The following is a 26662-nucleotide window of genomic DNA, read 5'->3' as shown; positions in this document are numbered from 1 at the left end:
AAGGAGAGGTACTATGTTGGGGAAAGAATTATTAGCTTATGTAGATCATACATTATTGCGTCCTATAGCCACATGGGATGATATTAAAGAAGTTTGTGAGGATGGTTTAAGGTATAAAACTGCATCTGTTTGTATTCCTCCAGATTTTGTAGCATCCGCCCATGAAGCATATCCAGAACTTAACATATGTACCGTTATCGGGTTCCCTTTAGGATATGAAACAACAGAGGTAAAGGTGGCCGAAACGAAACAGGCTATTGAAGAGGGCGCTTCTGAAATTGATATGGTTATTAATCTTGGAGATGTAAAGCAAGGTGATTTTGAAGCGGTAACTAGCGAAATTGAGGCGCTTAAGAAGGCTTGTGGTGATAAGATTTTAAAAGTTATCATTGAAACTTGTTATCTTACAGATTCTGAAAAGGTAGCGCTTTGCAAATGTATTACAAATGGTGGCGCAGACTATATTAAAACATCTACTGGATTTGGTAGCGGCGGTGCAAGCCTTGAAGATATTAGACTCTTTAAAAAGCATATTGGTCCTAATGTACAGATTAAGGCCGCAGGGGGTATTCGCTCTATTACGGATATGAAAGCCTATATTGCAGAAGGTTGTAGCCGAATTGGAGCCAGTGCAGCTGTAGAGTTATTAAAGAATCACTTGAACGAAGAAGTATAATAGAAAACCACCTAGGCTATGCTTAGGTGGTTTCTTAGAATGGCGGTGTAACTATGCGTATGTATGATATTATTCTGAAGAAAAGGGCGGACTTGCCGTTATCAGATAAAGAAATCCGCTTTGTCATAGATGGCTATGTAAAGGGGGAAATCCCTGATTACCAAGTGAGTGCGCTCTTGATGACCATAGTTTTTAATGGTATGAATGCTCGCGAACTAGGAACTTTGACCTTGGCTATGGCTCAATCAGGTAATATGGTAGACTTATCGAATATTGATGGGATCACCGTAGATAAACATAGTACAGGTGGCGTAGGAGATAAGACCACACTTATTATTGCGCCTCTCGTAGCCGCTTGTGGAGGCAAGGTGGCTAAGATGTCTGGACGTGGACTTGGTCATACAGGTGGCACTATTGATAAGATGGAATCTATTCCAAATTTAAAGGTATCTTTAGAGCAAGATGCTTTTATCAATCAAGTTAATAAAATTGGTCTTGCTGTTATTGGTCAGTCGGAAGGGCTTGCACCTGCTGATAAAAAGCTATATGCTTTGCGCGATGTGACGGGAACTGTTGATAGTATCCCTCTTATTGCATCCTCTGTTATGAGCAAAAAATTGGCTTCTGGTGCTCAAGCAATTTTGTTAGATGTAAAGGTTGGCAGTGGTGCCTTTATGAAAAACATAGAGGATGCTAGTGAATTGGCTAAAGCAATGGTAGATATTGGAAAGGAAAATGGTCGTTCAGTTAAGGCTATTTTGACGGATATGGATCGACCGCTAGGCCATGCTATTGGAAATGCTTTGGAGATTCGCGAGGTTATTGATACGTTGAAAGGTCATGGTCCAGAGGATTTAACGCATGAATGTATTATCATGGCTGCTCATATGCTCGTATTGAGTCATATGTGTGATTATGAAACTGCTCTTAATCGTGTGCAACAAGCATTAGATTCTGGCGTAGCCCTAGAACGATTACGTTTAATGGTTGATGCTCAAGGAGGAGATAGCCGCGTTATCGATGATGAAAGTATATTGACAATCGGCCAGTTTACCTATGATGTGATAGCGCCTCAAGACGGTTATATTACCCATATGAATACAGAACAATGCGGGATTGCATCCGTTATGCTTGGAGCTGGTCGGACCGTTAAAGATGGCCCCATCGATTATAGTGCAGGTATTGTAATGCACAAAAAAACTGGGGACGCTGTCAGAATGGGTGAAAGGATAGCTACACTATATGCTTCTGATGAAAGCTTATTCACTAATGCGGCCCAGACCTATTTAGCGGCGATTACTATTGGTAATACTGCACCTAAAGTAGTGGATACTATACTAGATGTTGTAGAGTGAGGAGTGCAATATGAAAGAAAAGGATATTCAAAAGCTCATCAATCGTGCTATTGTGGCTCGCGACAAAACCTATAGTCCTTATTCACATTTTGGTGTGGGCGCAGCCCTTCTTTGCGAAGATGGAACCATCTATGAAGGGTGTAATATAGAAAACGCTTCTTATGGATTAACTAATTGTGCGGAGAGAACTGCTATATTTAAGGCTGTGTCGGAAGGGCAAACAAAATTTAAAGCCCTTGCCGTAGTTGCTGATACGGAAGGGCCTTGTGCACCATGTGGTGCTTGTCGTCAGGTGATTTCTGAATTTGAAATACCTCGTATTATAATGGCGAATTTAAGAGGGGACTATACAGTTGTTGAATTAGAAGGTTTATTACCTTTTAGATTTGGGGCCGATAACATATAAAAAAGAGACCACGTTGATGTGGTCTCTTTTTGGTATACCTTAGAATGCAGGAACAATAGCACCTTGGTATTTTTCTTGGATGAATTTGATAATTTCAGGACTATGAAGTGCAGCCATCAATTTTTTGATGCGAGGGTCATTTTCATTGCCTTTAAGTACAGTTACGATATTTACGTAAGGGGAATCGTTATTTTCAATTGCCAATGCATCTTTGCCAGGGTTAAGACCTGCGTTTAATGCAAAGTTAGTGTTGATAGCGGCTAAGGCTACATCGTCAAGGGAACGAGGTACTTGTGCTGCTTCTAATTCTACGAATTGATATTCGTTAGGGTTCGCAGTAATATCTTGCACTGTAGATAAGATGTTTGTAGAGTCTTTTAATGTAATTAGACCTTGTTTTTGTAATAACAATAATGCACGGCCACCGTTTGTAGGGTCATTAGGAATAGCGATTTTAGCGCCTTTTGGAAGATCTTTCAAATCTTTGATTTTACGGGAGTATAAACCCATTGGCTCAAGATGAACACCACCGGCAGATACTAAGTCAAGTTTGTGAGCTTTTGCGAATTCCTCCATGTAAGGTACGTGTTGGAAGAAGTTGGCATCAATTTCTTTGTCCCCTAAAGCCAAGTTAGGTGTGTTGTAATCAGTAAATTCAGTGATTTTTAATTCGATACCATCTTTTGCTAAGATTGGTTTAACTTGTTCCAAAATTTCTGCGTGAGGTACTGCTGTTGCCCCAATTTTTAATACTTGTTTGCCATCGCTAGCAGCTTGTTTGTTGTCGTTACCACAGCCTGCGATTAATAAAGCGCCGCCAAGGATTACAGTAGCTGCCAATGCTAAAAATTTTCTCATTAGACACACTCCTTATACAATAATTACATATAAAACATTAAATCTATAGTACTAAATAATTTCCTATCTATCAAGAAGGAATTATTATAGGTTCTCCATAACTAAAAACTATGGAGAACCTATAATATAAGTATGTTCATTTTTAAAATAATTTGCCCATGATAAGTCCAATCGCCCACATTAGTTGATAAATCATAGCTGCCCCAGCGGTAGTACCCATAGCCTTATCTAGTTGGAACTCATCTGTATTGGTAGATAATGTATGAATTGTTTTGAAAGCTAGTGGTGCTGCAAGGAATGCTAATAAGGCGAACCATGTCATATGGCCTACTATAATCCAAGCAATGATCCAAATAAAATTGAAAATATATGAGATACTCATTAAGCTGAGTGCTCTTTCACGACCAAGCACGATTGGCAACGTGTGACGTCCATGGCTTTCATCATTACGAATATCTCGGATATTATTCGTCAACATGATGGAACCAACTAGCAATGTAGATGAAATTGCAGGAATTAACAGGGCTAAGGATAATTCTCGTGTCCAAGCATAGCCTGTAATGAGTACGATAGCAAAACCCATGGCGATACCAGAGGAAATTTCTCCAAATGGTGTTCGAGAAATTGGTTTTGGACCGCCAGAGTAAAGGAAACTAATTAGAATACATAGGAAGCCTACCGGGATGTAGTACCAAGTTATAGTAGCAGATAAATAAAGACCAATAATAATGGGTACAAACATGAGTACTTTAATCATCGTTATAATGAGCTCTGGTGTTATAACGCCACGTGTGATAGAACCAGCATTACCTACCTTTTGACCAGCATCGAGTCCAGATTTAAAGTCTTTATATTCATTCCATAAATTAGCTACAATTTGGGCTGTTACAACAGCTAAAAATATGAGCATTGTATGGAAAATGGCAAGACCTGTACCCTGAGCAGCACCAAATGCATAATAACTAAAGGCGGCACCTAAAATGGTAGGCCCCAATGCAGCAGCTAATGTGCGAGGCCTAGTGAGAGGAATTAATTCTTGTATCATGTTAAAAGCACACCGAGTGTGCACTCCTTTCCATTTCTCATACATATATCATCTTTACATGTCTATTTATGTATTGTATAGCAGAAAGGTAAGCTTGTAAATTATACTATACAGTTATATATGTCGATATAGTATAATAATTAATATATGCAGTATAGATTCTCCTTTAAACTCTTAATATATACTGCATAGATTATCTAACAATCTATATATAGTGTATTGTTAAAAAGGTGAGGTGTCTTATGAGAACTCTCAATAAAAAGTTGATGACATTGGCTTGTGCCACCTGTTTAACTGTGGGTATGGGGGCAGTGGCATGTGCTGATACGGTAGATTTAGGTTATGGTATGTACGGCACAACTTCCCCAACTGTGAAAGCTGTAGAAGTTGTGCATATTTCTACTGATGCAAGATTGCGTAATCAAGAACAAGATAAATTTCTCAAAGTAGCAAATAAATCTGCTGTTGATACTATTAATAATGTTGTGAAAGTACAGACTGGTGTAGCTGTTGAACCAGTGAAGGGGGATTTTCTTGATGGTTACTCCTTCTATCAACTGCAAGGTACTGATAAACAAGGACATCATATAGGTGGTTTAATTGTTATTAACTATTCTAAAAATGCAATTGATCAAGTTATAGGTATGAATAAGACTATTTTAGAGAAGGGGTCAGATGCGGAAAAAGCTGCATTAAAGCATTCTATCTCTAAATATGTAGAATCTTACTCCAAAGAGACGGCCCAACAACAATTACAAGGCCTGAAGAGCAATACTATTGAAGGTGCTAAATTATCTAAAGATCTAAAAACGATAAATGATAAGTTACCTTCTCAAATTATAGGTGTCTTTGATAAAATGCTTGCCACAGATAAGAAATCATCTCCTAAAAGTATAGAAGAGGTCCGTTCTTATGTAGACTTTATGGCAAAACAAGTAAGCCTAGATGCAACGCATGTGGCCTATAAACCTGTTCAAACACGCTATGGTACAGCTGTGACAGGCGATTTACGCGGTAGTCTAAAATATGATGGCTTTAGAAATACCTATTCCTTAATTGGTTATGCTGTTCCTACAGATAAAGGTGTATCTTTACAGCTTTTAATGTCTGATGACTCTAGCCATGATTATTGGGCTAATGAGTTGAATCATATGTATCAAACACAATCTCTCAAGGGAGGAAAATAATATGAAATCTTTGAAAGTATTGGCTTGTGCAGCTTGCCTAATGGGTACTGTATCTGGCGTAGGTTTTGCTAAGGATGTACAAACAATTGCAGGATCCATGATAGTGCCTAACAATGTAACTGTTGTTTCTGCATCCAAAACAAATACACGTGATTTTGTAGAAAAACAATTAAATGAAGAACCTTCAAAATCTACGATGTCGAATATGATGGCAAAGGAATTTTTCCAAAACTTTGGTACTAATTTTGATATATACCAATTGCAAGGGGCAGATAAAACTGGTCAAAAAGATGCATTCGTAGTGGCTGTAGATGTTAAACAAATAGCGCAACAAGTGGCTAAAGAAAAGGCTAATGACCCTATGTTTATAGCGGCAATGGCCGCTCTTGATAAAGGTCAAATTGATCCTGTAACAGAGCAACTTCTATTAGGAACAATAAATAAACAGATTCCCACTAGCACAACGGTAGTTCCTTTAAATGGACCTATTAATGTATCTAGTCGTGATCCCCAAAAAGCAACGATTATGCCTAAAACACTTAAAACTCTAACCGTAGAAAATGCAGAACAAGTACATCCGGTGGCTGGTACAAAATATCAAACATATGCAGCAAGCTCTCGCTTGTTATATGCAGATGGAAATGTACAAACTCCACTCTATGCAAATGCTGCATTTGTGTTGAAGCCAGGAAAACCAGTGTTGTATGTAGGTATAACAACTGATGTACAACGTGATTATTTCAAACCAATATTTGACAATGCATTCAAATCAATTAAATAATTGGTTATATACGTACTTTTATTTTATATGTGATATATTGAGGTAAGTCATATATATTGAGGCATCAACATGAGTTTCTCGCCTTAAATATAGTCATATTAATTTATATTTATTTATAAAAGGAGATTTATCATGAAAACAATTTCTACAGACAAAGCACCAGCAGCAGTAGGCCCTTACTCTCAAGCTAAAGTGGTTGGCGGTTTATTATTTGCTTCTGGTCAAATTCCACTCAATCCTGCAACTGGTACAGTTGTTGAAGGGGGCATTGTAGAGCAAACTGAACAAGTATGCAAAAATATTGAAGCCGTATTGACTGAAGCTGGTACAGACTTTTCCAAGGTTGTTAAAACAACTTGCTTCTTAGCTGATATTGGTGATTTCAAAGCATTTAATGAAGTGTATGCTAAATATTTCACTTCTAAACCAGCTCGTTCATGTGTAGCAGTAAAAGACCTTCCATTAGGCGTTATTGTAGAAGTGGAAATTATTGCGGAAGTATAAGATGGATTATATTTCTTTGTTACAGTCAGAGATGCGTCCTGCCTTCGGTTGTACTGAGCCAATTGCATTGGCTTATGCGGCTGCGAAGGCAGTCTCTGTTTTAGATGAGTTTCCTAACCATATTCACGCAAGATGCAGCGCGAATATTATCAAAAATGTAAAATCTGTAGTCATTCCAAATTCTGGGGGGCGAAAAGGACTAACGGCGGCCGCTACACTGGGTGCTATTGTAGGTCATCCAGAGCGTGAACTTGAGGTGTTGGAATCTGCTACAGACGAAGATCGCAAATGGCTTGGTACATTGCTTGATGCTAACTTCTGTACCGTTTCACTTGCTGAAGGCGTAGATAATCTATATATAGAAATCACTGCAGAAACAGATGAACATACAGCGGTTGTTCGCATTGAAAATGACCATACGAATGTAACCTATGTATCAGTAGATGGCGAGATTGTCTCTGAAACAGTCAATGAAATCAAGAAAGCGGCTAAAACAGAATATGCCATGACCTTCGATAGCATTTACGAATTTGCTTTAACAGGTGATATTTCTGGTATCCTACCTCAAATTAAACAGCAAGTTGAGTATAATACTGCAATTTCTAAGGAAGGTCTATCCAATGATTATGGATCTAATATTGGACAATTGTTATTGTTAGATGAAGAAAATCCATCTCTCGAAACGAAATGTAAGGCTCGTGCCGCAGCTGGCTCTGATGCGCGTATGAGTGGTTGTCCTTTGCCTGTCGTTATCTGCTCTGGCTCTGGTAATCAAGGTTTAACCGTGTCTGTACCAATCATTACGACTGCCGAGGAACTTGGTAAAAGTGAAGATGAATTGTATCGCGCTCTCGTCTTTGCTAACTTGCTAACTCTTTACGTTAAATCTGGTATTGGTAAATTGTCTGCATACTGTGGCGTTGTATCTGCCGGTGTGGTAAGCGTAGCAGGCATAGCCTTTTTGAAAGGTGATAGTAAAGATATCATTGAGAATACCCTTGTAAATGGTCTTGCAAGTCTATCTGGTATCGTATGTGATGGTGCGAAACCATCCTGTGCAGGTAAAATTGCAATTTCCCTTGATGGCGCCTTTATGGGATATAAACAAGCTCGCCTTAACAAAAACTACCAAAAAGGCGATGGCCTTGTAGCATACTCCGTTGATGAAACTATCCGCAGTATTGGTGCTGTGGCACAAGGTATGAAAGAAACGGACGTAGTTATATTGAATGAAATGCTAAAACACTAAGTTTTAAAATAAATTAACCCCCGATGCAGAAAAATTTTTGCAAAGGGGGTTGTTTTCTTAGCCTTACTAAGGATATGATGTATAGTTGGTGATATATAAAGGTATATTAGAATAAGATATTCTAATTATAATCTAGATAGTTTGAGGTGTGTTTATATGAGTGTGTTATTACCTAAAAAAGCTAGCTTTCCCCAAAAGTTTGTTTATTTTTATCATAAAGTATTTCCGAGTGCAGATAAAAGATATTGGCGTACATACAAATTGAAAATTTGCGATGAGATAAAAAATCTTTCAGTGCGTGATTTGAGCTGGGAAATAATTAAAGGACGAGCAGAATTAGACAGTAAGTTTACTTTTATATGGAGTTCCGTTGTATTTGGTGTGATAAGTGCGGGAATTTTCACTTATGGATTAGATTTAGCTACTCAAGTAATTGTATTAGGACCAGCCACTAAAGAGTTTATGATTACTACTGTTTATTTTGATTTTTTATCTATGATTTCTTTATTTACTCTTGTTGTCTCTTTTGCTGGATGGTTAGTAGCTTTATTTATGGAGCTTCCAGGAGGGCGTGCTTGGTGGTTTTACGGAATTTTCTTTGTGATTAGTGTTTTCCTTGTCGTAATAGGATATTTAAAGCATACAATAATTATTGATTTTGTTTTTTTGTTGTTAAATACATTTTGCATAGCTATATTACTGGGAACTGTAGCAGATTTAAAGAAGCAAAGGGCATTGATTAAAATATCTATTATGGAAGATAGACTGAAAGAACTAGATAAGGTATAAATATATAATTTGGCAAAAATTCAAATATTTTGATACTAAAAAACCGTTGTTTCCAATTTAGAAACAACAGCCTTTTTTATTGTAATTTTTTAGGATCTTTAAGTATCAATGAAGCCCCAAGACCTACTACTAGGAATGGTACGAGTGTCATCATAGCGGCAGGTAAAGAATAGGTATCCGCAAGGTTACCTACTACAGGTGCGATGATACCGCCGATAGTTTGGCTCACCCCGAGGGTAATACCGGACGCAAAGCCGATGCTTTTAGCAAGGTAGGTTTGGCCTAGTACGATAACGGGGCTGTAGCTAAGAGCTTTAGCAGCGCCAATCATGAGTAGTAACATATAGGCTATAGGCATCATGATAACAGGGGAGAAGGTTGGCACTTCTGTTAATAGGAACATGGCTGGCAACCAAATCAATAGGGATAGTCTAATGATTTTAATGGGACCATATTTGTCGCCTAATAGACCGCCAATATATGTCATGAAGATACCGATACTAAAGAATATGGTTAATGCAAAGCTACCTTGCTCTGGGCTAGTGCCGAGTTCACGAGTCCAGAAGATAGGAATAAATGCATTGATAACGCGGAAGTTTACTGATTGGCTTAGGATGATAATAAACAAGATACCAAAGTATTTCCAGTAATTCTTTAGCGGCTTAGCCACTAGTGTAGGGTTTTCCATAGCTACCGCTTGGTCGATAGTGCGTGCTTGAGTTACTATGCACGGCATGAGGACGAACAAAACCGTTGAGATAATAAGCCCCACTATGGTGAAAGCTGCCAGTCCATGAGGTCCTACTGTATAGGCAATAGAGCCCGCAAAGAGTGGACCGATGGCAAAACCAGAGCTACCACCGATGGCGAAGGTACCCATGGCTTTACCTTTTTTACCACCTCCCAGGCGATTCATGATTTTCGCTCCTTCAGGGTGGAAGATAGAGGAGCCTACACCAGCTAAGGTAGCACAAACAAGCAAGCTTTCATAAGAGGTTACAAAACCCATGGCACCTGTGCTACAAGCTGAGAGCAGAACACCTAAGGCGATTAGCCGTGGCTGATTGATCTTGTCAGAGACATAACCTAATAATGGCTGTAACAATGAAGATAATGCTGTATTGGCTAATATGAGAAAGCCTGCCTGCTCTAAACTAAGTCCATAAGTGTAGATAAATAATGGCAAGAGGGCAGGTAATACACTTTGACAGGAGTCGTTAATCATATGACTCACCGTAATGAGATAAGGGTAATATTTTTTCATAGTAGTGGTCCCTTCGCAAAAAAGCGCTAACCATGGTTAGCGCTTTATATATTTTATATGGCAGAGGAGGAGGGATTTGAACCCCCGCGCCGGTTGCCCGACCTACCGCATTTCGAGTGCGGACCCTTCAGCCTCTTGGGTACTCCTCCGTGTTTTACGGCGCTCTTTAAAAAAGTCTTTCATGATTTGACTACATTCATCACCAAGGACACCCGATGCTAATTCGGGTTCATGATTTAAACCAGGGTGAGAGAGTACATTGAAAAGAGACTCTACAGCGCCTCCTTTGTAATCACTTGCACCATATACAACACGGTCAATACGACTGTTGATGATGGCTCCAGCGCACATCGGACACGGCTCTATCGTAACATACAGGGTACAACCAGTCAACCGCCAGCGCTTGAGTACATCGCATGCTTCGCGGATGACGAGCACTTCTGCATGAGCTGTTGCATCGTGATCTAATTCACGGCGATTATGGTGGCGTGAAATGATTGTATTGTTTTGCACTAAGATAGCGCCGATAGGAATTTCTCCTAGGTTATAGGCCTTGCGAGCTTCCTCTAGAGCAAACGCCATGAAATACTCGTCACGGCTACGCTCATCCATATTTTTAATCTCTATAGGTGTAATGTTCTTTGTCATTCTCATACCTCTTAATGTATAATATCTTACATAAAGTCTATCATAGTGTGCGAAGTTATGCGAATAGATTGTGTGAGGGTATTATGGATATTATTTGGTATATATTTGATATGATTGGCACTATTGCCTTTGCTATCTCCGGAGCACTTGTTGGGGTGGCGCGGAGAATGGATATATTTGGTATGGCTGTATTGGCACTGGCTACGGCAATCGGTGGTGGAATTGTACGTGATGTTCTCTTGGGGTATTTTCCGCCGAATTCGTTACGCAATATTGTATATGTAACTGTGGTTATTTCCGTAACAATTATCGTATTTATTATCTATAACAGCCGTTATCGCAAGCATGCTATGGGCCCTCGTAGCCGAGCAAGCTATTTATTAGCCGATGCAGTCGGGTTGGCATCTTTTACTGTAACCGGAGCATCTGCAGGATTTAAACTATATCCTGAGTTGCCAATTTTCATTGTTTTATTAGGAACTATTACTGCTGTTGGTGGTGGTATTATCCGAGATATGCTGGCTCAACGGATTCCGTCTGTTTTAAAAGAAGATGTGTATGCTCTACCTAGTGTTATTGGGGGCATCGTTTATTACTTAATGGTTATTTCTAACTGGGTTGGAGAGGCTGTATATGGTGCGTTTACCGTTGTACTAGTTATCCGTTTACTAGCTATTAAATATAATTGGAGCTTACCCAAAGTGCGCTAAAGCTAAAGGCACTGCATTTGAGAAATAACAGGTAAATGATATAATTATACTATTAAGTATTTCATAAAAGTGTCAGAAAAAAAGAGTATTATATAAGAGTTAATTTTCGAGTCGAGAGTACTCGTGTACACAGAAGGAGATTTGCTTTATGACAAATAAATGGTTGAAAGTAGCATTAATGGTTACAGCCATTGCTACAGGTACATCCATCAAAATTGATGCAGAAACCGTATTATATGTACCTCAAGATGATCGTCCTGTAAGTTTGCAATATACAGTTGATACAGCTCGTGAGGCGGGTATGACTGTGTTGACACCACCTCAACACTTGATTTCTGGTAAGACGTACCAAGGTCAAGCTGATCAAATTATGGCTTGGGTAGAGCAAAATGCAGGTCGTGCTGATGTTATGGTATTAAGTACAGATACTCTTATTTATGGAGGTCTTGTAGATTCTCGTAAACATAATATTCCTCTTAGCACATTGCAAAATCGCTTGAAACGTATTGAAGGTTTAAAAGCGCGTAATAAAAATGTACGCATCTATGGATTTGGTACCGTAATGCGTTCCCCACGCGCGAGTGGTGGTGGTACTGAACCGGCCTACTATGCGGAATATGGCCCAACTATCTTCCAAATCGCTGCATTACAAGATAAATTAGATTCTGGCTCTTTAACGCAAGAAGAAACTCAAAAATTGATGAGCCTACAAGCCTCTGTTCCTGTGGAATACTTGCAAGACTGGTTTGACCGCCGTCAAAAAAATATGAAAATCAACAAAGAGTTGATTGATGAAACTCGCAGTGGTGTATTCGACTACTTTGCATTAGGTCATGATGATACATCTCAATTATCTCAATCCGCTCTAGAAGGTCGTTACCTTAACAAATATTCCAAGGATATTTCTGTTGAAAAATACGGTAGCTTCCCTGGTGCTGACCAACTTGGTCTCTTATTGATGGCGCGTTCCCGTACCGATGTGAGCACAGAAAAACCTACATTCTCCGTAATTTATCCACTCGGTGGCGGAGGTAAAACATTACCAGGTTACGAAGATCAAACGATTGATAAAACAATTGCTCAACACGTTGAGGCTGTAGGTGGCACGATGGTGACACAAGGTAAACCAACTGTATTATTGGCTGTTAATACACCTCTTACTACGAGTACAGGCGAGTCTGAAAACTTCGAAAACTTCCCAATGATCTCTAACTCTACAAATGCTTTCGTAGATCGCATTCAACAAGCTGTTGACTCTGGTGTGAACGTAAGCGTTGCAGATATTGCTTTCAATAATGGCGCAGATAATACATTGGTATCCGCTATGTATAAACGAGATTTGTTGTACAAAATCGGTGCGTATAATGGTTGGAATACAGCAAGTAACACAGTAGGTTACGCTATTGCTCAAGGATTATTGCTTAAATCTATGAGTCCAGAAGGTCATCGTGATATGTTGACGCAACAATATTTGGATAACTGGGCATATCAAGCAAATATCCGCAAAGATATTTATCGTATGCAAGATTCTATCAGAACAGACAATGTTCGTTACTCTGGTGAATTAAATGAACGTCTTGAAAGTTATTTAGGTGAACGCATTCAAGATTTCGCTGAAAAATACCTTAAAATCAATCCTCGTACAGTAAAAGCTACATTCCCATGGGGACGTCTATTTGAAACGGATATCACTGTTTATGACAAACCAGTGGTACCACTTGAAAAAGAATTACGCTTGAAACGAGAAGCTGAAGCAAAAGCTAAGGCTGAAGCAGAAGCTAAGGCTAAGGCAGAAGCGGCTGCTAAAGCAAATGGTCAGGCTGTACCAGCTCAACCGGCACAACCTGAAAAAGCTGCAACACCTCAACCCCCTACATCTACATCTCCGGTAGTTAAACAACCAGCTACAGAGTCTCAAGGTCCACGTGTGGTACCGACACCTGCAGTGGCACCTGGTCAATAGTGAATAGGCAATGGCTATGAAAAAAGCGTTTTTACCGGAAATTACTTATATGCGAGGCCTCTGTATGCTCGGTGTTATCGGCATTCATGTAGGATCTTACGCATTGCAAAATCCTTTTGTAAATTTAGAACTCATCAGCGTGTTAGAAATTCTCTCTCGCTTTGGAGTGCCTGCGTTTTTCTTCCTCTCTGCATTTGGCTTGTTTTATCATACCTCGGTAGAGGGACCATTCTCATATAAGGAATTTATGCACCGCCGCATTCAGGTGGTGCTATTTCCATATATTACGTGGTCCATCTTTTACTTGCTATATACAGGGATGACAGCTCATAACCTTGGCAATTTACATCCAGGGCCGTTGGCGATAAATCTACTCTTTGGTACCTCTATGTATCATCTATATTTTATGGTTATTTTGCTATGGTTCTACGTGATGATGCCATTATGGCGGGCCATGGTGAAAGTCATCTTAAAACGGCCTGTATTTTGGTTGGTGTTACTATTTGTCATCCAAGTTGGTATCGATTATGTTTCGTCTTACATGCTTGGCCGTTGGGTAACAGAAAATCTAAGCAATCAGCCAGTTCTTAAATATCTTTTTGATATGCGACTCAACTATTGGGTTATTCATTATGTGTGGATTTTCCTTTTAGGTGCCGTATGTGCTGAACGATATGAACCCGTCTGCGAATATATGTGGCGTTATCGTTACCTTTTAGGCGTCAGCGCGGTAAGCTCCATATTGTTGATGCTTGGCTCCTATTACTATGTCATGGACGTATGGCATTACACTGTGTTAGAAGCAATTTACACGGTACATCAAATGAGTCCTATGGGCGTTCTTTATACAGGATTGGGAACGATGTTTAGTTTGTTCCTATTCCAAAGGCTACCTATGAATGTGACGATGGAGTCCATTTGGTCTGAGATAGGCGATAAATCGTATGGTATTTATTTATCACATCCATTTTGGTTGTTAATCATTTCGGGTGTGATGGCTAAATATAATCTCTTGTATACGGTGTCCAACGTGTTAATTATGTATATTATGGCGTTGGGATTATCCTATTTGTCTACGGTGGCTCTTAATTATATGCCTAAATCTATCCGTAAATTTATACTGGGGCATTAGTCTAGTATGGGAACTATTGTATAGAGAAACCTAATTGGTACTAGTACTCTAATGGTGTACCTAGTTTTAGTTATTTCTGTAGTGCTGATTTAGTATTAAAATAATATTTGTTATACATCCGCTAGGATATAGTTTTTAACTATGGTATCCTAGCGGATTTTTGTATATCGAATTAATATCTTTCACAAAGTAAAGTGTGAAAATTTGAAAGTAATTGTGTTATAATAAGTCCATGATGATTACCACTTGATAGAGTAACGAAATAGAAAAAGAGGTGCTCCTATGCAAGAATTAACATATTTTAACGGTGAATTCGTCGAACCAGGTGCCAAAGTTATCAGCATTGATGACCGTGGCTATTTATTTGGTGACTCTGTATATGAAGTTGTTCGCGTCGTAAAAGGCCGTTGCTTCGCTTTGTCTTACCACCAAGATCGCTTGTATCGCTCTATGCGTGAAATGGATATCCCTGTAAAAATGACCCCTGATGATTTGACAGAATTGCACGAAATTTTGATCGAGCAAAGTGAAATCAAAGAGGGCTATATTTATTTACAAATCTCTCGTGGTGTAGCACCACGTCATCATGCTTATGATCGCTCTAAATTAGAACCACAAATGCTTATGTCTATCCGTACCTTGGATTTAGATGAAGTCAATAAATTGGGTGAAGGTGTAAAAGCGATAGCTTTGCCTGATGAACGTTGGGAACATGTAGATATTAAGACCACTAACTTGATCCCGAATATTTTGGCGCAAACAAAAGCAGAAAAGAAATTTGCCTATACAGCCATCTTGTTCCGTGATGGCATTTGTACAGAGGGCGCTACATCTAATGTGTTTGCTGTTAAAGATGGTATCTTGTACACGCATCCAGCAGATAATCATATCTTAAAAGGTATTACGCGCCAAATGATCTTAACCCGTGTAGCACCATCTTTAGGTATTACCATTATTGAGAAAGAATTTGACCGCACCTTTGTAGATGAAGCGGACGAACTATTCTTTACCGATACAATTGGTGGTGTCATCCCAATTACTAAGCTAGACAGAAATCCAGTATCTGGTGGTAAACCAGGTGCTATTACACTTCGTCTACGCGAAGCACTAGAAAAATTGATGGAAGAAGGACTACCTTGATAGATAAGCTGCTTTCATCAAATGTTAAACATTTACCTTAAGAAAGGAAATTATTTTGATACAATTAGAACACATTAGTAAAGTCTATGAAGGCGCTACTCGTGTGGAAGCGTTGAAAGATATTAGCCTAAATGTGAAAGAAGGCGAAATCTTTGGCATTATCGGTCAATCCGGTGCCGGTAAATCCACATTGATTCGTTGCATCAATATGCTCGAAGCACCTACATCTGGCTCTGTTATCGTAAATGGTACAGACTTAACTACACTTAGCAAATCTGATTTGCGTAAAGCGCGAAAAGATATTGGCATGATTTTCCAACATTTTAACCTATTGTCTTCTCGTACCGTATATGACAATGTGGCATTTCCGTTGGAATTACAAGGAATGAGCAAATCTGAAATCAAGGAACGCATTACGCCAATTCTTGATATCGTAGGCCTTACAGACCGGATGAACAACTATCCATCTCAATTGTCTGGTGGTCAAAAACAACGTGTTGGTATTGCTCGTGCTTTAGCGTCTAATCCAAAGGTTCTCCTTTGTGACGAAGCTACATCTGCCCTTGATCCTCAAACAACAGATTCTATTTTGAAATTGTTGAAAAATATTAACGAGAAGATGGGGCTCACTATTGTGCTCATTACACATGAGATGCACGTTATCCGTGAAATCTGTGATCGCGTGGCGGTTATTGAAGGCGGCATAATACTTGAAGAAGGTAGCACGGTTGAAGTATTCACACATCCTCGCGAAAATACGACAAAAGAGTTTATTAGCTCTGTAGTGAGTGATAACTTACCTCCAGAAGCATTGGAACACTTGGAATTACATGATCAATGGATTGCAGGGACAGCACCTTTAGTGCGCCTCAAATTTACAGGACAAGCAACAGATGAGCCTGTAGTAGCAGGCCTTGTGAGACGCTTTAATTTAGATGTAAGCATCCTTTTTGGCGGCATTGATTACATCCAAAATACGAGCGTTGGTCGCCTCATCGTTATCTTGAATGGTGACCCAGAAAATGCGCAAGAAGGTTTGGACTACATCAAAACGTTACCAATTGAAAGCGAGGTGATCGGTTATGTCAGAGCAAATCATTAATCTACTCATAACTGGTACCCTTGATACATTGCAAATGACGATAATTTCTACTGTAATGGCAATGTTATTAGGTATTCCTCTTGGTGTTGTTCTGGTCGTTACTTCTAAAGGTCATATCTTGGAGAATGTAACACTCAATAAAGTATTGGGTGCCATTGTCAATGCCACGCGTTCTGTACCTTTCATCATCTTGATGGTTGCCATCATTCCGTTTACTCGTATGGTGGTAGGTACCTCCATTGGTACAACTGCAGCATGTGTGCCGTTGACCATTGCGGCAATTCCGTTTTTGGCACGCCTAGTAGAAACGTCTATTAAGGACATCAATTTTGGCGTTATCGAGGCGGCTCAATCCATGGGGGCAAGCCCATTACAAATCATTTGGAAAGTATTATTACCAGAAGCATTGCCAACAATTATTGACAATGTAACGGTGCTTATCGTTAACCTCATCGGTTACTCTGCGATGGCTGGTGCTATTGGTGGTGGTGGTCTTGGGGATATTGCTATCCGATATGGTTACCAACGTTTCCAAGCCGATATTATGATCGCTACAATCATCATCTTGATTGTATTGGTACAAGTTGTACAAATGATTGGTGATGCTTGGTCTAAAGCGATGAATAAGAAGTAGGAGGATCCTATGAGTATCAATGAAAAATTGAGAAGTCAACAAAATGACGAATTGTTCACCGCCATTTTAACGCTTGAAAATACAGAGGAATGCTATGCATTTTTTGAAGATATCTGTACGATTAACGAATTAAAAGCATTATCTCAACGCTTACAAGTAGCAAAAATGCTTCGCGCAGGGGATAGCTATGAGAAAATCGTAGAAGAAACGGGCGCGAGTACTGCTACGATTAGTCGTGTAAAGCGCTGTTTAGTATATGGTGCGGATGGTTATACATTGGCTCTCAATCGTCTAGGTGCAAAATAAAATAAACTAGCATGACAACGGTGGCCTTTGGCGACCGTTGATGTGCTATCTGTAGGAGGTTTATTATGGAGTGGCTCATTGCGGTAACAGGTTTACCATTTGATATCCTTATACTCGTTTTACTCGCCGTAGCTGGTGCGTTTGCTGGCTTTGTAGACTCCATTGTAGGCGGGGGAGGCCTCATTTCTGTACCTGCCATGTTATTAACAAATCTTCCACCTAGTGTGGCTCTAGGCAGTAATAAATTATCCAGTATCTTTGGTGCTGGCAGTGCATCGATTACATTTTTGAGAAATCACATGGTTGATTTTTCCCTAGTTCGTAAATTACTGCCTTTTACCTTTGTGGGTTCTATGCTTGGTACCTTGGCGGTTGTTTCTTTACCACCGCTATATGTAAAGCCTATTATTATCATATTACTTGTTTGTGTAACACTCTTTGTGGTGTTCAAAAAAGACTGGGGTGAAATCAATCGTACATCTCAGGTAGCAGGAAAAGCGCTATATATTTGTATGGCTTTTGCTCTTGGCATTGGTATATATGACGGCTTTATTGGTCCTGGTACAGGTACATTTCTGATTATGGGCTTTATCTTTACAGGCTTTGATTTTTTACATGCATCTGCTAATGCAAAAATATTGAATTTTACTAGTAATTTGGCGTCTTTATTGGTATTTTTATATTTAGGACACGTCAATGTTAAGTATGGTCTTGCCACCGGGGCAGGTCAAATTATAGGTGCTTATTTAGGCTCGCATTTGGCAATTGCGAAGGGCTCATCTTTGGTGCGAGTTGTATTCTTGTCGGTAACGACAGTTATGTTGTTGAAATTAGTCTATGACTATATTTCAACATTATAGGAGGGCAAGGTATGCCTCATAAAAGTGATGTTCAAGTGGCCTTGATTAGTGGTGGTACATCGGGTATTGGATTTGCTACGGCAAAGCTTTTACTTAAAGAAGGTTGGTGTGTAGTCATCAATGGTCGAAATGAAAAAGTTGGTCAAAAGGTTAAAACTAAGCTACGTCGCTATTCCTCTAAGGTGCAATATATTCAAGGTGATGTATCTAAAATTGAGGACTGTCAGCGAATTGTAAAAGAAACAGTAGATTTATTTGGTGGGGTGTCTGCTCTTGTAACAGCTGCAGGCTATTATGAAGAAGAGTTACTAGCTGATGTTACAGAGGCAGCTTTTGATGAAATGTTTGGAACCAATGTAAAAGGTACTGTATTCTTATGCCAAGCGGCGCTTCCCTATTTACGGTCTTCAAAGGGCAGTATTGTAACGATTGCTAGTGATGCGGGTTTACAAGGTAATGTAGCTTGTTCTGTATATGGTGCGTCAAAGGGAGCTGTAGTGAGCTTTACAAAATCTCTATCCCTTGAAATGGCACCTCACAGTGTTCGTGTAAACTGTGTGTGTCCTGGTGATGTAGATACATCATTAGTAGATAAACAGATTGCTAATGCCCACCAAGATGCGGCGGCTGCTAAGGCTGAAATGGGCCAACATTACCCATTAGGTCGTATTGCTAAGCCTCATGAAATTGGAGAAGTAATTGTATTTTTGTTGAGTAATAAGGCGTCTTTTGTGACAGGTGCAGCCTGGACAATCGATGGAGGACTCACAAGTTGGTAATATAGAAAATATTAGAAGCTATTATATATGGATAATTAGAAAAATTCATTTCACTTCTATCAATAGAATGGTATAATAATACTAATAATAAGACCTATAGTTGGTTCACAACAAAGGAGAATACTTATGGCAGAATATAATGGCGTAACACTTGAGCCCCTTACGGATGGATCTCAAGATCGTGACTATCAAGTTGAACAATTTATCTTCTGGGGGGCAGGTCGTGCGGCAGCATTGGCATTATCCTCTAAATTCAGCAGTGTCGCTTTGTGCGCCAATGCTACGTACATGGTAACTCGCATTGCTCATCTTTATGATGTAGAATTGCAAGCAGGTGCTGTAGTTGGTTTAGTAGGTGGTCTTAGCACAGCTGTAGGTACAGCTGCAGTATCCCTTCTAATTCCAATTAAAGCTGTTCGCGTTCCTGTAGCTATCGGTTTAACTTATGCTATTGGTAAAATTGCAAATATTTGGATTCAAGATGGCATGCCTTCTGATATCGAACGTTACAAACCGATGGTTGCTGAATTCCTTGAAAATGGCAAAGCTATTGCTTCTGAAATCGTTCGTGATGCAAGTGCTAGCATTCCTTTCACTCAAGGTCAACGTGACGTATGGGCTGGGATTGCTAACGAAACAGGTCTTGCTAAAGAATCTTTAAAGCAAGTTTACGATGAAAAAGTAACACCTGCCATCAATAAATGGAATAATGAAACAAAATACCAAATCCATGATAACGCAGCAGAGGTTGTAGCAAAGGTTTCTGATGCAGCGAAAGAAAAAATTGATTCTGCTAAAGAAGGTATTGAAGTAGCCAAAGAATTCGCAAAAGGTGGTGTAGAAGTGGCAAAAGCTTCTGCACAAGTAGCAGTAGAAACTGCAAAAACTAAAGCTTCTGATGCCGTAGAGACAGCAAAAGATGTTGCTACAAACACTGTTAATACAGCGAAAGAAAAAATTGGCGGTTTGCGTAAATAAACGCTGAAGGATTATTATTACTATGAATCCATTTAATATTATTAAATATGGTAAGTATTTTAGCGAATCAAGATTTTTAGGGTTTCTTGGTCGATATGGTAAGAAACTTGCCTTTGTACAACAAGCAGTAACCTTGTTCCTTTGTTTTCGTGACAAGGATACTCCCAAATATGTAAAAGCGGTCATTGCAGGTGCCTTAGGGTATTTGGTATTACCTATTGATATTGTGCCGGATGCGATTGCTGTATTAGGTTGGGTAGATGATGTGGCAGTACTCGGATTAGCCTTTAAGATTGCGAATCGTTATATCAAAACGAGTCATCAAGAAGAGGCAAAAAAATTCTTTCCATTTGGTAGCAGTCGCTAACTTTTACCATTTTAGGCAGTTTGATCCACAGTGATTGAACTGCCTTTATTTATTTGACACACTAAAGTAATAGATATAGAATAAAAATTGTATACTATTTAAAAAGGACAGAATTTATGCATATTGCTTCAGTAAATGTACGATTTTATGAAACTGATATGATGGGGATTGCTCACCATAGTAACCATTTTAGATGGTTTGAAATGGCGCGCATTGAATTCCTTCGTAAGATCGGTGTCACTTTGTGGGATATGATGAATGAGGATATTGTATTTCCCATCATGAATGTATCTTGCAATTATAAAGAACCTGCGAATTTCGATGATGAACTTCACATCGAAACGTATTTGGTTAAGATGACGAGGGCTCAAATGGTGTTTCGCTATCGTATGCGCCGTGCTAGTGATGGTGTGTTACTTGCTACGGGAGAAACTAAGAATGCCTTTATGTCAAAATTAACAGGAAAAATTGTGCGATTAGACGATACTTTTTATCTGCCTATGTTAGCAGCTGTTGAGGAGATGCCGCATGAGTAATGTACAACAATTGCCTATCGGTGTATTTGACTCTGGTGTAGGCGGATTATCTGTGTTAAAGGTGTTACAAGAACAATTTCCTAACGAAGATTTCATCTATATCGGTGATAATGCGAATAATCCTGTAGGTAATCGCAGTGATGATGAAATCACTTATTTGGCGTGTCGTATTGCGGAGACGCTAGAAAGGCAGCCTGTTAAGTTGATGGTGATTGCCTGTAATACCTTCACCGTTGTGGCTCTTGATGCGGTACGTGAACTTGTATCTGTGCCAGTTATTGGTGTATCACAAGGTGTGAAAACAGCCATTAATAAAAGTAAAAGCAAGACTATCGGTATTATGGCAACCGTAGCCACTGTAAATAGTCATATTCATAAGCATGTGGCTTTAGAAGTTGATCATGAGGTTTTGGTTTGGGAACAACCTTGTCCAGAGTTGGCGGGGCTTATTGAACAAGGTCATTTAGATGATTACTTTGTTCGTGAAGTATGTAAGGAGTATTTAGAACCTTTATTATCTCGAGAAATTGAGGTAGTCGTTTTGGGTTGTACTCATTTCCCATTTGTACAACCTTTACTAGAGGAACTAACGTCATGTCGCATTCAGTTCATTGATCCTGCTTTTGAAACAAGTGAATTGGTTCGTCACAGACTTGAGAGTAAAAATCTTTTCAATCCTCAAGATACTGTAGGCACCGTGACATTGTGTTTTACAAAGGATGTCGAACTTGGTGATGCATTGAGTGCATCCTTTCTTGATACAAGCCGTCGTACCATTGAACATATTACATTATAAAGGAGATACCCTATGTGGTTTTATAACATCCTCAGTGCAGTAATAGCTATTATTGTGGCTGTTGCAGCTCTGTACTTATTATTCCGTTTGTTTGTATTGAAACAAGGTAATGAAAATATTGTCTTATTAGCGAAACGAGCAACGAACTTTCAAGTATCTGATCGTAATTTTGAGTCCATTACGTTGTTCTGTGATATACCATTTGTAAATAAAGGGCGCCAATTAGGCACAATAATGGACTTATTTCCACGTCCATTATTACCAGAAGAACATTTTGATGCTATTAAGGTAAATGCCTGGGCTATGGATATTAATCGTCCGCGTCAAGATGGATACTTTGAAGCTATAATTATCAAACCACGCAAAGGTGGCACAATTCGTGTATATGTTACATTAACAGGTAAAACTGGCAATATTCGAGAAGATATTAAGGGATTCCCTTATATGGACATCGATATTTACTACCAAATCGTAGGTCGGACAGACTATCATATCGATAAACAGCGTATTCGTTTGACTGCTGAAGAAGTTCAAGCAGCAATGGTTCAATAAGGAGGCATAACAATGGCAGAATTAGAGTTAGTATGTGTGCCAACACGTATTCTTACAGATAATGATGACATCGTTGATGCTATCGTTGAATTTGGGGGTCATAATATTGGACCTGAAGATATCGTATGCGTTGCTGAATCTGTAGTGGCTATTACGCAAGGCCGTTTTACACGTCCTGAAGAGCTAGATGTATGCTGGCAAGCTCGTTTAATTAATCGTTTTATTCATCCAGATGGCTCCATGGCATCTATTTATGGTATGCAATCGGCTATGAATTTGGACGGTAAATGGAAGGTGTTAGGTGCTTTTATTTTAGGTGCTATTGCTAAAATTTTCCGTAAACCTGGCGTGTTCTATGCAATTGCTCGTGCTGCATCCTTAACAGATGATGTAACGGGGACTATGCCTCCATTTGATAAGCATATTGTATTTGGTCCAAAGGATCCTGATAAAGTGGCTGAGAAAATTGTATCTCGCACTGGTTGTTATGGTGCCGTTGTAGCTGACGTTAATGACTTGAAACGGTCCGCTATTTTAGGTACAAGTCGTGGCATTGACGCTAAGAAAATTGCACAATTGTTGATTGATAATCCATTTGGTAATGATAGCCAAATGACTCCGATTGTTATCATCAAAAATTACGCATCTGTATCTGGTAAATAACAGAAGGCTGTACTCATCACATAGAGATGGGTACAGCTTTTTTATATAATGAGCCTGAATATGGACTATACGTAGGTTTGAATAGGAATTGTATATTAGTTCAAATAGAGAGTATATGCTAGCTTAAATGGAGTTTTCTTTACCTTGTTTTGAGTTTGTATAGATTCTTTATTAATACTAATTAAGGAGGTTATATGTTACTAGGGTTAGACGTAGGTGGTACTTTTACCGATGCTGTTATCATTGATGGCCATCGTGTAGTGGCAACTGCCAAGAGGCGGACTACAAAGGATAATCTAATGAATGGTATAGGTGAGGCCTTAGATGCGGTTTTGGAGGGTTATGATACATCAAATATTGAACAAGTAACCTTATCTACTACCGTGGTGACGAATACCATCGTAGAAGAGAAGGAGCAAGTAGTAGATCTCTATGTGGTTACAGGTCCAGGCCGTAATGTAGATGATATATTCCCTGTGAAACCTATATACCTTCAAGGTTATACAGATCATAGAGGTATCGCTGTAGAGCGTACCCCTGCTGATGCTGTACATGGTATAGTCAACATGGTTCAAACACGTAGTGGTAATGATTTGGCTGCTGTGTCCGCTAAATTTGGGGTGCGGAATCCTCAAGAAGAACTATCTATTACAGAGGAATTGAAAAATACGTATCATACAATTTCTAATGGCAGTTTATTAAGTGGTTCTTTAAATTTCCCTCGTCGTACTATTAGCGCTTATTTTAATAGCGCTGTGACACCCGTATTTACGGTGTTTAAGAAAAATGTTGAAGTTGCTCTCAGTGCACGGAATATATTGGCTCCACTTCACATTTTAAAGGCCGATGGTGGTTCTCTACCTATGGAGCATATGGTGAGCCGACCTGTAGAAACGGCTTTTACGGGACCTGCTGCAACAGTTCTTGGACTATCGGCTCTCGGTGTTATAGGAAATAAGCATACAGTGGCTCTAGATATTGGTGGTACTACAACGGATATATCCCTTTGGAAGCATGGTAAACCATTGATGACAAAAAGTGGTGTATCTATCCGTGAGTATCCAAGTGCAGTGCGATCCTTTGCCGTTACCTCTGTCGGCATTGGTGGGGAATCTGTAGTTCGCTTTAAAAATGGTAATCTTACCGTAGGTCCTGAACGAGTGGGACCATTGGTAGCTCTAGGTGGTGTAGAACCTACATTAGGGGACGCACTCATCGTGCTCGGTCATGCAACCTATGGTGACTTTAATTTGGCAACGCAAGCTTTACAAGATATGGCGGATGCTATACAGGCTACCTTGCTAGATGATAATGTAAATATTTCAAACAAACGACTAGCTCATATCAAGACCGCCTCTGATGTAGCAAGACTAATCTTACAAAATGCGTTGGAAACGATTCAACGTGGCGTAGATGCGGTCGTAACGGTTGAGAATAAACGCCCTATTTATGTGGTGGCAGATATTGTAAATCCTGATATATTTGTGCCTGAAAATATTGTTGTAGTTAGGGGGCACAGCGCCAAGTCTCGGAGCGAGCATTGGCGAATATATGGATTTACCTGTTACGATTCCGGAAAATGCAGCCGTAGCGAATGCTATTGGTGCTGCGCTAGCTCTATCTACTATCGAACTCACTGTTCATGTAGATACAAAACGTCGTTTACTTGTCATTCCTGAATTAGGTATTAAACAGCAAAATTGTACTTTAAAACGAGAGGAACAAGTTGTAGAACGAGCTAAGGAGGCTCTTAGTGAAGAGGCTTTACGTTTAGGTTTAGATACGGCGCAAGAAATCGAGATCATTAGCATTGAGGATTTCCCTGTGGTAGAGGGCTGGCAATCTATGGAGCGTTTAATTACGGTGAAAGTACAACTAGCGGCGGGGGTGAAACATTATGTGGAATAAAGGACTATCCTATCGTGAGCGTCATGGACTTATAGAAAAGGATATAAACACGAAACTGAATGACGACGTGAATCCTACTATTGATAAAGCTAAATATCATCACAGTTTAGGTCTTGTCTTTTTCCCTGCATTTGACTGGAAAATTTCTGAAACACATCCTGAACGACAAGAGCGTTTACTCTATACGCGTGATCAAATTGTAGAGGAAGGTTTGTTAGATATACCGAATATTAGAGAATATAATCCAATAGTAGCTGATTGGGATACAATAGAGCGAGTTCATGTTGGTGCTCCAGATTTAGAGTCTTGGGTGACGGAAGCTCATCGAGTATCTGCTGGAGGTGCTATTGCGGCAGCTGATGCGGTCATGCGCGGTGAAGTAGATCGAGCCTTTGCGTTAGTAAGACCACCAGGTCACCACGCAATGGCTATGGTTCATGGTATTCGCGGCTTCTGTACGATTAATATTGAAGCTGTTATGATTCAACACATACGTCAAACCTATGGAATCAAACGCGTTGCCGTAGTAGATACCGATGTACACCATGGTGATGGTTCTCAAGATGTGTTTTACCATGATCCTGATACGTTGTATATTAGCTTCCATCAAGATGGACGTACTTTATATCCTGGCACAGGCTTTATGGATGAATTTGGTGGACCTCAGGCCATCGGTGGTAATATAGATATTCCACTACCGCCAGGTACCGGTGACGAAGGCTTGATGAAGGTTATGCGTGAGCTTGTATTGCCTATCCTTGCAGAGTTTAATCCCGATATCGTCATTAACTCGGCCGGGCAAGATAATCACTTTAGCGATCCATTAGCCAATATGCAGGTAACTGCAAAGGGCTATGCAGAGCTAGTCGATTTATTACAAGCCGATATAGCAGTCTTAGAAGGGGGATATTCCGTACAAGAAGCGTTGCCATATGTAAATACGGGTATCATTTTATCCATGGCAGGCCTTGATTACAGCAAAGTTGTAGAACCTGCCTTTGATCCTGTTAAATACAAACAGAGTCAAAATGTAACTAGTTACATAGATGATTTAATCGTTAAGTGGAAGATACAATGGGCTAACCGTCATAAGATGGCCGAAGACGAGCGCGTAGGTGCAGGGGATGTTTGGTCTAATCATTATAACGTGTACTACGATGAAACAGGCGTACAAGAGGAGCGCCTTGAAAAGGTGCGCATGTATAAAGACAAGGTAGGCTGGCATAGCGTGCTCTCGCGAGGACAATACGGACCATATGGGCCGCAAAGTGTATATGCTATGTTTATACCTTGGCAAGCAGATGAAGGGACGCGTCAAGATGCTATTGTAGAAGCAAAACGAGCCAAAACAGAAGGGGGAGCAAGCCGTTACGTTGTGGTAGATCCACTCGGCAACGGCCAATATGAACTATAATGTTAATCTCCGTAAATGATAACGCCAGTTATCATGTTAGAATCGCGAATTACAATATAA

At 39.7% G+C, this 26662-nt stretch carries 28 protein-coding genes, 1 tRNA gene and 1 pseudogene; 25 read left to right on the top strand and 5 right to left on the bottom strand.

Features of this window, described 5'->3' with window-relative positions:
• Window positions 1-13 precede the first annotated feature (13 nt).
• Genes deoC through AAAT26_RS04195 form a run of 3 tightly spaced genes read left to right on the top strand, consistent with a single transcriptional unit; the run spans window position 14 to window position 2437 of the window.
• On the top strand, window positions 14-676 hold the full coding sequence (gene deoC / locus AAAT26_RS04205) for a deoxyribose-phosphate aldolase (RefSeq protein ID WP_278470455.1): 663 nt from the start codon (window positions 14-16) through the stop codon (window positions 674-676).
• 53 nt (window positions 677-729) lie between these two features.
• The gene (locus AAAT26_RS04200) at window positions 730-2031 is read left to right on the top strand and encodes a pyrimidine-nucleoside phosphorylase (RefSeq protein WP_278470458.1); all 1302 of its coding nucleotides are present in this window, start codon (window positions 730-732) and stop codon (window positions 2029-2031) included.
• A 10-nt stretch (window positions 2032-2041) separates the two neighbouring features.
• Complete coding sequence (locus tag AAAT26_RS04195) at window positions 2042-2437, top strand: cytidine deaminase (RefSeq protein ID WP_004698320.1); 396 nt, start codon at window positions 2042-2044, stop codon at window positions 2435-2437.
• A 39-nt stretch (window positions 2438-2476) separates the two neighbouring features.
• On the opposite strand, the gene AAAT26_RS04190 is transcribed toward AAAT26_RS04195, so the two are convergent.
• Both AAAT26_RS04190 and menA read right to left on the bottom strand, forming a co-directional pair.
• Window positions 2477-3295 (bottom strand): MetQ/NlpA family ABC transporter substrate-binding protein, encoded by an 819-nt coding sequence (locus tag AAAT26_RS04190; protein ID WP_004698373.1) that lies wholly within the window; start codon window positions 3293-3295, stop codon window positions 2477-2479.
• Window positions 3296-3437: 142 nt separating this feature from the next.
• The gene (menA, locus tag AAAT26_RS04185) at window positions 3438-4340 is read right to left on the bottom strand and encodes a 1,4-dihydroxy-2-naphthoate octaprenyltransferase (RefSeq protein ID WP_278470461.1); all 903 of its coding nucleotides are present in this window, start codon (window positions 4338-4340) and stop codon (window positions 3438-3440) included.
• Between the two features lie 242 nt (window positions 4341-4582).
• Between menA and AAAT26_RS04180 the strand changes: the two genes are divergently transcribed.
• The 5 genes from AAAT26_RS04180 to AAAT26_RS04160 all read left to right on the top strand — a co-directional run bounded on the left by AAAT26_RS04180 (window position 4583) and on the right by AAAT26_RS04160 (window position 8850).
• A complete protein-coding gene (locus tag AAAT26_RS04180) occupies window positions 4583-5527 on the top strand; it encodes a hypothetical protein (RefSeq protein WP_278470464.1) in 945 nt (314 codons plus the stop codon).
• 1 nt (window position 5528) lies between these two features.
• A complete protein-coding gene (locus AAAT26_RS04175; protein ID WP_278470466.1) occupies window positions 5529-6308 on the top strand; it encodes a hypothetical protein in 780 nt (259 codons plus the stop codon).
• A gap of 132 nt (window positions 6309-6440) precedes the next feature.
• Complete coding sequence (locus tag AAAT26_RS04170; RefSeq protein ID WP_004698345.1) at window positions 6441-6812, top strand: RidA family protein; 372 nt, start codon at window positions 6441-6443, stop codon at window positions 6810-6812.
• Between the two features lies 1 nt (window position 6813).
• Window positions 6814-8061 carry an L-cysteine desulfidase family protein gene (locus AAAT26_RS04165; RefSeq protein ID WP_008602759.1) on the top strand — a complete coding sequence of 416 codons (1248 nt, stop codon included), beginning with the start codon at window positions 6814-6816 and terminating at the stop codon, window positions 8059-8061.
• Between the two features lie 156 nt (window positions 8062-8217).
• On the top strand, window positions 8218-8850 hold the full coding sequence (locus tag AAAT26_RS04160) for a hypothetical protein (protein WP_278470468.1): 633 nt from the start codon (window positions 8218-8220) through the stop codon (window positions 8848-8850).
• Between the two features lie 76 nt (window positions 8851-8926).
• Here AAAT26_RS04160 and AAAT26_RS04155 read toward each other — a convergent pair whose 3' ends face one another.
• From AAAT26_RS04155 to tadA, 3 genes are all read right to left on the bottom strand, one after another.
• Window positions 8927-10114, bottom strand: coding sequence for an MFS transporter (locus AAAT26_RS04155; protein ID WP_278470471.1), 1188 nt, complete (start codon window positions 10112-10114; stop codon window positions 8927-8929).
• Window positions 10115-10172: 58 nt separating this feature from the next.
• Window positions 10173-10263, bottom strand: a tRNA-Ser gene (locus AAAT26_RS04150).
• The gene (tadA, locus tag AAAT26_RS04145) at window positions 10217-10762 is read right to left on the bottom strand and encodes a tRNA adenosine(34) deaminase TadA (protein WP_278470555.1); all 546 of its coding nucleotides are present in this window, start codon (window positions 10760-10762) and stop codon (window positions 10217-10219) included. The genes AAAT26_RS04150 and tadA overlap by 47 nt, the downstream gene beginning before the upstream one ends.
• Before the next feature lie 83 nt (window positions 10763-10845).
• On the opposite strand from tadA, the gene AAAT26_RS04140 reads away from it, so the two are divergent.
• The 17 genes and pseudogenes from AAAT26_RS04140 (at window position 10846) to AAAT26_RS04060 (ending at window position 26602) form a co-directional block, all read left to right on the top strand.
• Window positions 10846-11472, top strand: coding sequence for a trimeric intracellular cation channel family protein (locus AAAT26_RS04140; protein ID WP_004693621.1), 627 nt, complete (start codon window positions 10846-10848; stop codon window positions 11470-11472).
• Window positions 11473-11620: 148 nt separating this feature from the next.
• Window positions 11621-13435, top strand: a complete 1815-nt coding sequence (locus AAAT26_RS04135) for a DUF4127 family protein (protein ID WP_278470473.1) — start codon at window positions 11621-11623, stop codon at window positions 13433-13435.
• A gap of 10 nt (window positions 13436-13445) precedes the next feature.
• Window positions 13446-14567: an acyltransferase gene (locus AAAT26_RS04130; RefSeq protein ID WP_221741310.1), complete on the top strand. Its 1122-nt coding sequence runs from the start codon at window positions 13446-13448 to the stop codon at window positions 14565-14567.
• 282 nt (window positions 14568-14849) lie between these two features.
• Window positions 14850-15707 (top strand): aminotransferase class IV, encoded by an 858-nt coding sequence (locus tag AAAT26_RS04125; protein WP_008602746.1) that lies wholly within the window; start codon window positions 14850-14852, stop codon window positions 15705-15707.
• 55 nt (window positions 15708-15762) lie between these two features.
• The gene (locus tag AAAT26_RS04120) at window positions 15763-16809 is read left to right on the top strand and encodes a methionine ABC transporter ATP-binding protein (RefSeq protein WP_039965347.1); all 1047 of its coding nucleotides are present in this window, start codon (window positions 15763-15765) and stop codon (window positions 16807-16809) included.
• Complete coding sequence (locus AAAT26_RS04115; protein ID WP_008715638.1) at window positions 16790-17443, top strand: methionine ABC transporter permease; 654 nt, start codon at window positions 16790-16792, stop codon at window positions 17441-17443. Before AAAT26_RS04120 ends, AAAT26_RS04115 begins: the two co-directional genes overlap by 20 nt.
• A gap of 9 nt (window positions 17444-17452) precedes the next feature.
• Window positions 17453-17749, top strand: a complete 297-nt coding sequence (locus tag AAAT26_RS04110; RefSeq protein ID WP_278452056.1) for a YerC/YecD family TrpR-related protein — start codon at window positions 17453-17455, stop codon at window positions 17747-17749.
• Between the two features lie 65 nt (window positions 17750-17814).
• Window positions 17815-18609 carry a TSUP family transporter gene (locus AAAT26_RS04105; protein WP_349208912.1) on the top strand — a complete coding sequence of 265 codons (795 nt, stop codon included), beginning with the start codon at window positions 17815-17817 and terminating at the stop codon, window positions 18607-18609.
• 11 nt (window positions 18610-18620) lie between these two features.
• Window positions 18621-19388: an SDR family NAD(P)-dependent oxidoreductase gene (locus AAAT26_RS04100; RefSeq protein WP_118090942.1), complete on the top strand. Its 768-nt coding sequence runs from the start codon at window positions 18621-18623 to the stop codon at window positions 19386-19388.
• A 126-nt stretch (window positions 19389-19514) separates the two neighbouring features.
• Window positions 19515-20366, top strand: coding sequence for a hypothetical protein (locus AAAT26_RS04095; protein ID WP_349208911.1), 852 nt, complete (start codon window positions 19515-19517; stop codon window positions 20364-20366).
• Window positions 20367-20388: 22 nt separating this feature from the next.
• Window positions 20389-20733, top strand: a complete 345-nt coding sequence (locus AAAT26_RS04090) for a YkvA family protein (protein ID WP_004693603.1) — start codon at window positions 20389-20391, stop codon at window positions 20731-20733.
• A 116-nt stretch (window positions 20734-20849) separates the two neighbouring features.
• Window positions 20850-21269, top strand: a complete 420-nt coding sequence (locus AAAT26_RS04085; RefSeq protein WP_008602735.1) for an acyl-CoA thioesterase — start codon at window positions 20850-20852, stop codon at window positions 21267-21269.
• Window positions 21262-22065, top strand: a complete 804-nt coding sequence (gene murI / locus AAAT26_RS04080; protein ID WP_039965340.1) for a glutamate racemase — start codon at window positions 21262-21264, stop codon at window positions 22063-22065. Before AAAT26_RS04085 ends, murI begins: the two co-directional genes overlap by 8 nt.
• 12 nt (window positions 22066-22077) lie before the next feature.
• Window positions 22078-22617: a hypothetical protein gene (locus tag AAAT26_RS04075; protein WP_004698324.1), complete on the top strand. Its 540-nt coding sequence runs from the start codon at window positions 22078-22080 to the stop codon at window positions 22615-22617.
• 12 nt (window positions 22618-22629) lie between these two features.
• The gene (locus AAAT26_RS04070) at window positions 22630-23280 is read left to right on the top strand and encodes a coenzyme F420-0:L-glutamate ligase (RefSeq protein ID WP_004698361.1); all 651 of its coding nucleotides are present in this window, start codon (window positions 22630-22632) and stop codon (window positions 23278-23280) included.
• A 194-nt stretch (window positions 23281-23474) separates the two neighbouring features.
• Window positions 23475-25188 (top strand): annotated as a pseudogene (locus AAAT26_RS04065) (hydantoinase/oxoprolinase family protein).
• Entirely contained in the window at window positions 25178-26602 is a 1425-nt protein-coding gene (locus tag AAAT26_RS04060; RefSeq protein WP_024061434.1) for a histone deacetylase family protein, read from the top strand. Before AAAT26_RS04065 ends, AAAT26_RS04060 begins: the two are co-directional and overlap by 11 nt.
• Window positions 26603-26662 lie beyond the last annotated feature (60 nt).

This window comes from Veillonella parvula, from assembly GCF_040094895.1.
GTDB lineage: Bacteria > Bacillota > Negativicutes > Veillonellales > Veillonellaceae > Veillonella > Veillonella parvula_L.
This window is presented reverse-complemented; position numbering and strand designations above follow the sequence as displayed.

Excerpts from the sequence above, each read along its gene's own strand:
- deoC (WP_278470455.1), top strand. The coding sequence starts at position 14 with ATGTTGGGGAAAGAATTATTAGCTTATGTAGATCATACATTATTGCGT.
- AAAT26_RS04200 (WP_278470458.1), top strand. The coding sequence starts at position 730 with ATGCGTATGTATGATATTATTCTGAAGAAAAGGGCGGACTTGCCGTTA.
- AAAT26_RS04195 (WP_004698320.1), top strand. The coding sequence starts at position 2,042 with ATGAAAGAAAAGGATATTCAAAAGCTCATCAATCGTGCTATTGTGGCT.
- AAAT26_RS04190 (WP_004698373.1), bottom strand. The coding sequence starts at position 3,295 with ATGAGAAAATTTTTAGCATTGGCAGCTACTGTAATCCTTGGCGGCGCT.
- menA (WP_278470461.1), bottom strand. The coding sequence starts at position 4,340 with ATGATACAAGAATTAATTCCTCTCACTAGGCCTCGCACATTAGCTGCT.
- AAAT26_RS04180 (WP_278470464.1), top strand. The coding sequence starts at position 4,583 with ATGAGAACTCTCAATAAAAAGTTGATGACATTGGCTTGTGCCACCTGT.
- AAAT26_RS04175 (WP_278470466.1), top strand. The coding sequence starts at position 5,529 with ATGAAATCTTTGAAAGTATTGGCTTGTGCAGCTTGCCTAATGGGTACT.
- AAAT26_RS04170 (WP_004698345.1), top strand. The coding sequence starts at position 6,441 with ATGAAAACAATTTCTACAGACAAAGCACCAGCAGCAGTAGGCCCTTAC.
- AAAT26_RS04165 (WP_008602759.1), top strand. The coding sequence starts at position 6,814 with ATGGATTATATTTCTTTGTTACAGTCAGAGATGCGTCCTGCCTTCGGT.
- AAAT26_RS04160 (WP_278470468.1), top strand. The coding sequence starts at position 8,218 with ATGAGTGTGTTATTACCTAAAAAAGCTAGCTTTCCCCAAAAGTTTGTT.
- AAAT26_RS04155 (WP_278470471.1), bottom strand. The coding sequence starts at position 10,114 with ATGAAAAAATATTACCCTTATCTCATTACGGTGAGTCATATGATTAAC.
- tadA (WP_278470555.1), bottom strand. The coding sequence starts at position 10,762 with ATGACAAAGAACATTACACCTATAGAGATTAAAAATATGGATGAGCGT.
- AAAT26_RS04140 (WP_004693621.1), top strand. The coding sequence starts at position 10,846 with ATGGATATTATTTGGTATATATTTGATATGATTGGCACTATTGCCTTT.
- AAAT26_RS04135 (WP_278470473.1), top strand. The coding sequence starts at position 11,621 with ATGACAAATAAATGGTTGAAAGTAGCATTAATGGTTACAGCCATTGCT.
- AAAT26_RS04130 (WP_221741310.1), top strand. The coding sequence starts at position 13,446 with ATGGCTATGAAAAAAGCGTTTTTACCGGAAATTACTTATATGCGAGGC.
- AAAT26_RS04125 (WP_008602746.1), top strand. The coding sequence starts at position 14,850 with ATGCAAGAATTAACATATTTTAACGGTGAATTCGTCGAACCAGGTGCC.
- AAAT26_RS04115 (WP_008715638.1), top strand. The coding sequence starts at position 16,790 with ATGTCAGAGCAAATCATTAATCTACTCATAACTGGTACCCTTGATACA.
- AAAT26_RS04110 (WP_278452056.1), top strand. The coding sequence starts at position 17,453 with ATGAGTATCAATGAAAAATTGAGAAGTCAACAAAATGACGAATTGTTC.
- AAAT26_RS04105 (WP_349208912.1), top strand. The coding sequence starts at position 17,815 with ATGGAGTGGCTCATTGCGGTAACAGGTTTACCATTTGATATCCTTATA.
- AAAT26_RS04100 (WP_118090942.1), top strand. The coding sequence starts at position 18,621 with ATGCCTCATAAAAGTGATGTTCAAGTGGCCTTGATTAGTGGTGGTACA.
- AAAT26_RS04095 (WP_349208911.1), top strand. The coding sequence starts at position 19,515 with ATGGCAGAATATAATGGCGTAACACTTGAGCCCCTTACGGATGGATCT.
- AAAT26_RS04090 (WP_004693603.1), top strand. The coding sequence starts at position 20,389 with ATGAATCCATTTAATATTATTAAATATGGTAAGTATTTTAGCGAATCA.
- AAAT26_RS04085 (WP_008602735.1), top strand. The coding sequence starts at position 20,850 with ATGCATATTGCTTCAGTAAATGTACGATTTTATGAAACTGATATGATG.
- murI (WP_039965340.1), top strand. The coding sequence starts at position 21,262 with ATGAGTAATGTACAACAATTGCCTATCGGTGTATTTGACTCTGGTGTA.
- AAAT26_RS04075 (WP_004698324.1), top strand. The coding sequence starts at position 22,078 with ATGTGGTTTTATAACATCCTCAGTGCAGTAATAGCTATTATTGTGGCT.
- AAAT26_RS04070 (WP_004698361.1), top strand. The coding sequence starts at position 22,630 with ATGGCAGAATTAGAGTTAGTATGTGTGCCAACACGTATTCTTACAGAT.
- AAAT26_RS04060 (WP_024061434.1), top strand. The coding sequence starts at position 25,178 with ATGTGGAATAAAGGACTATCCTATCGTGAGCGTCATGGACTTATAGAA.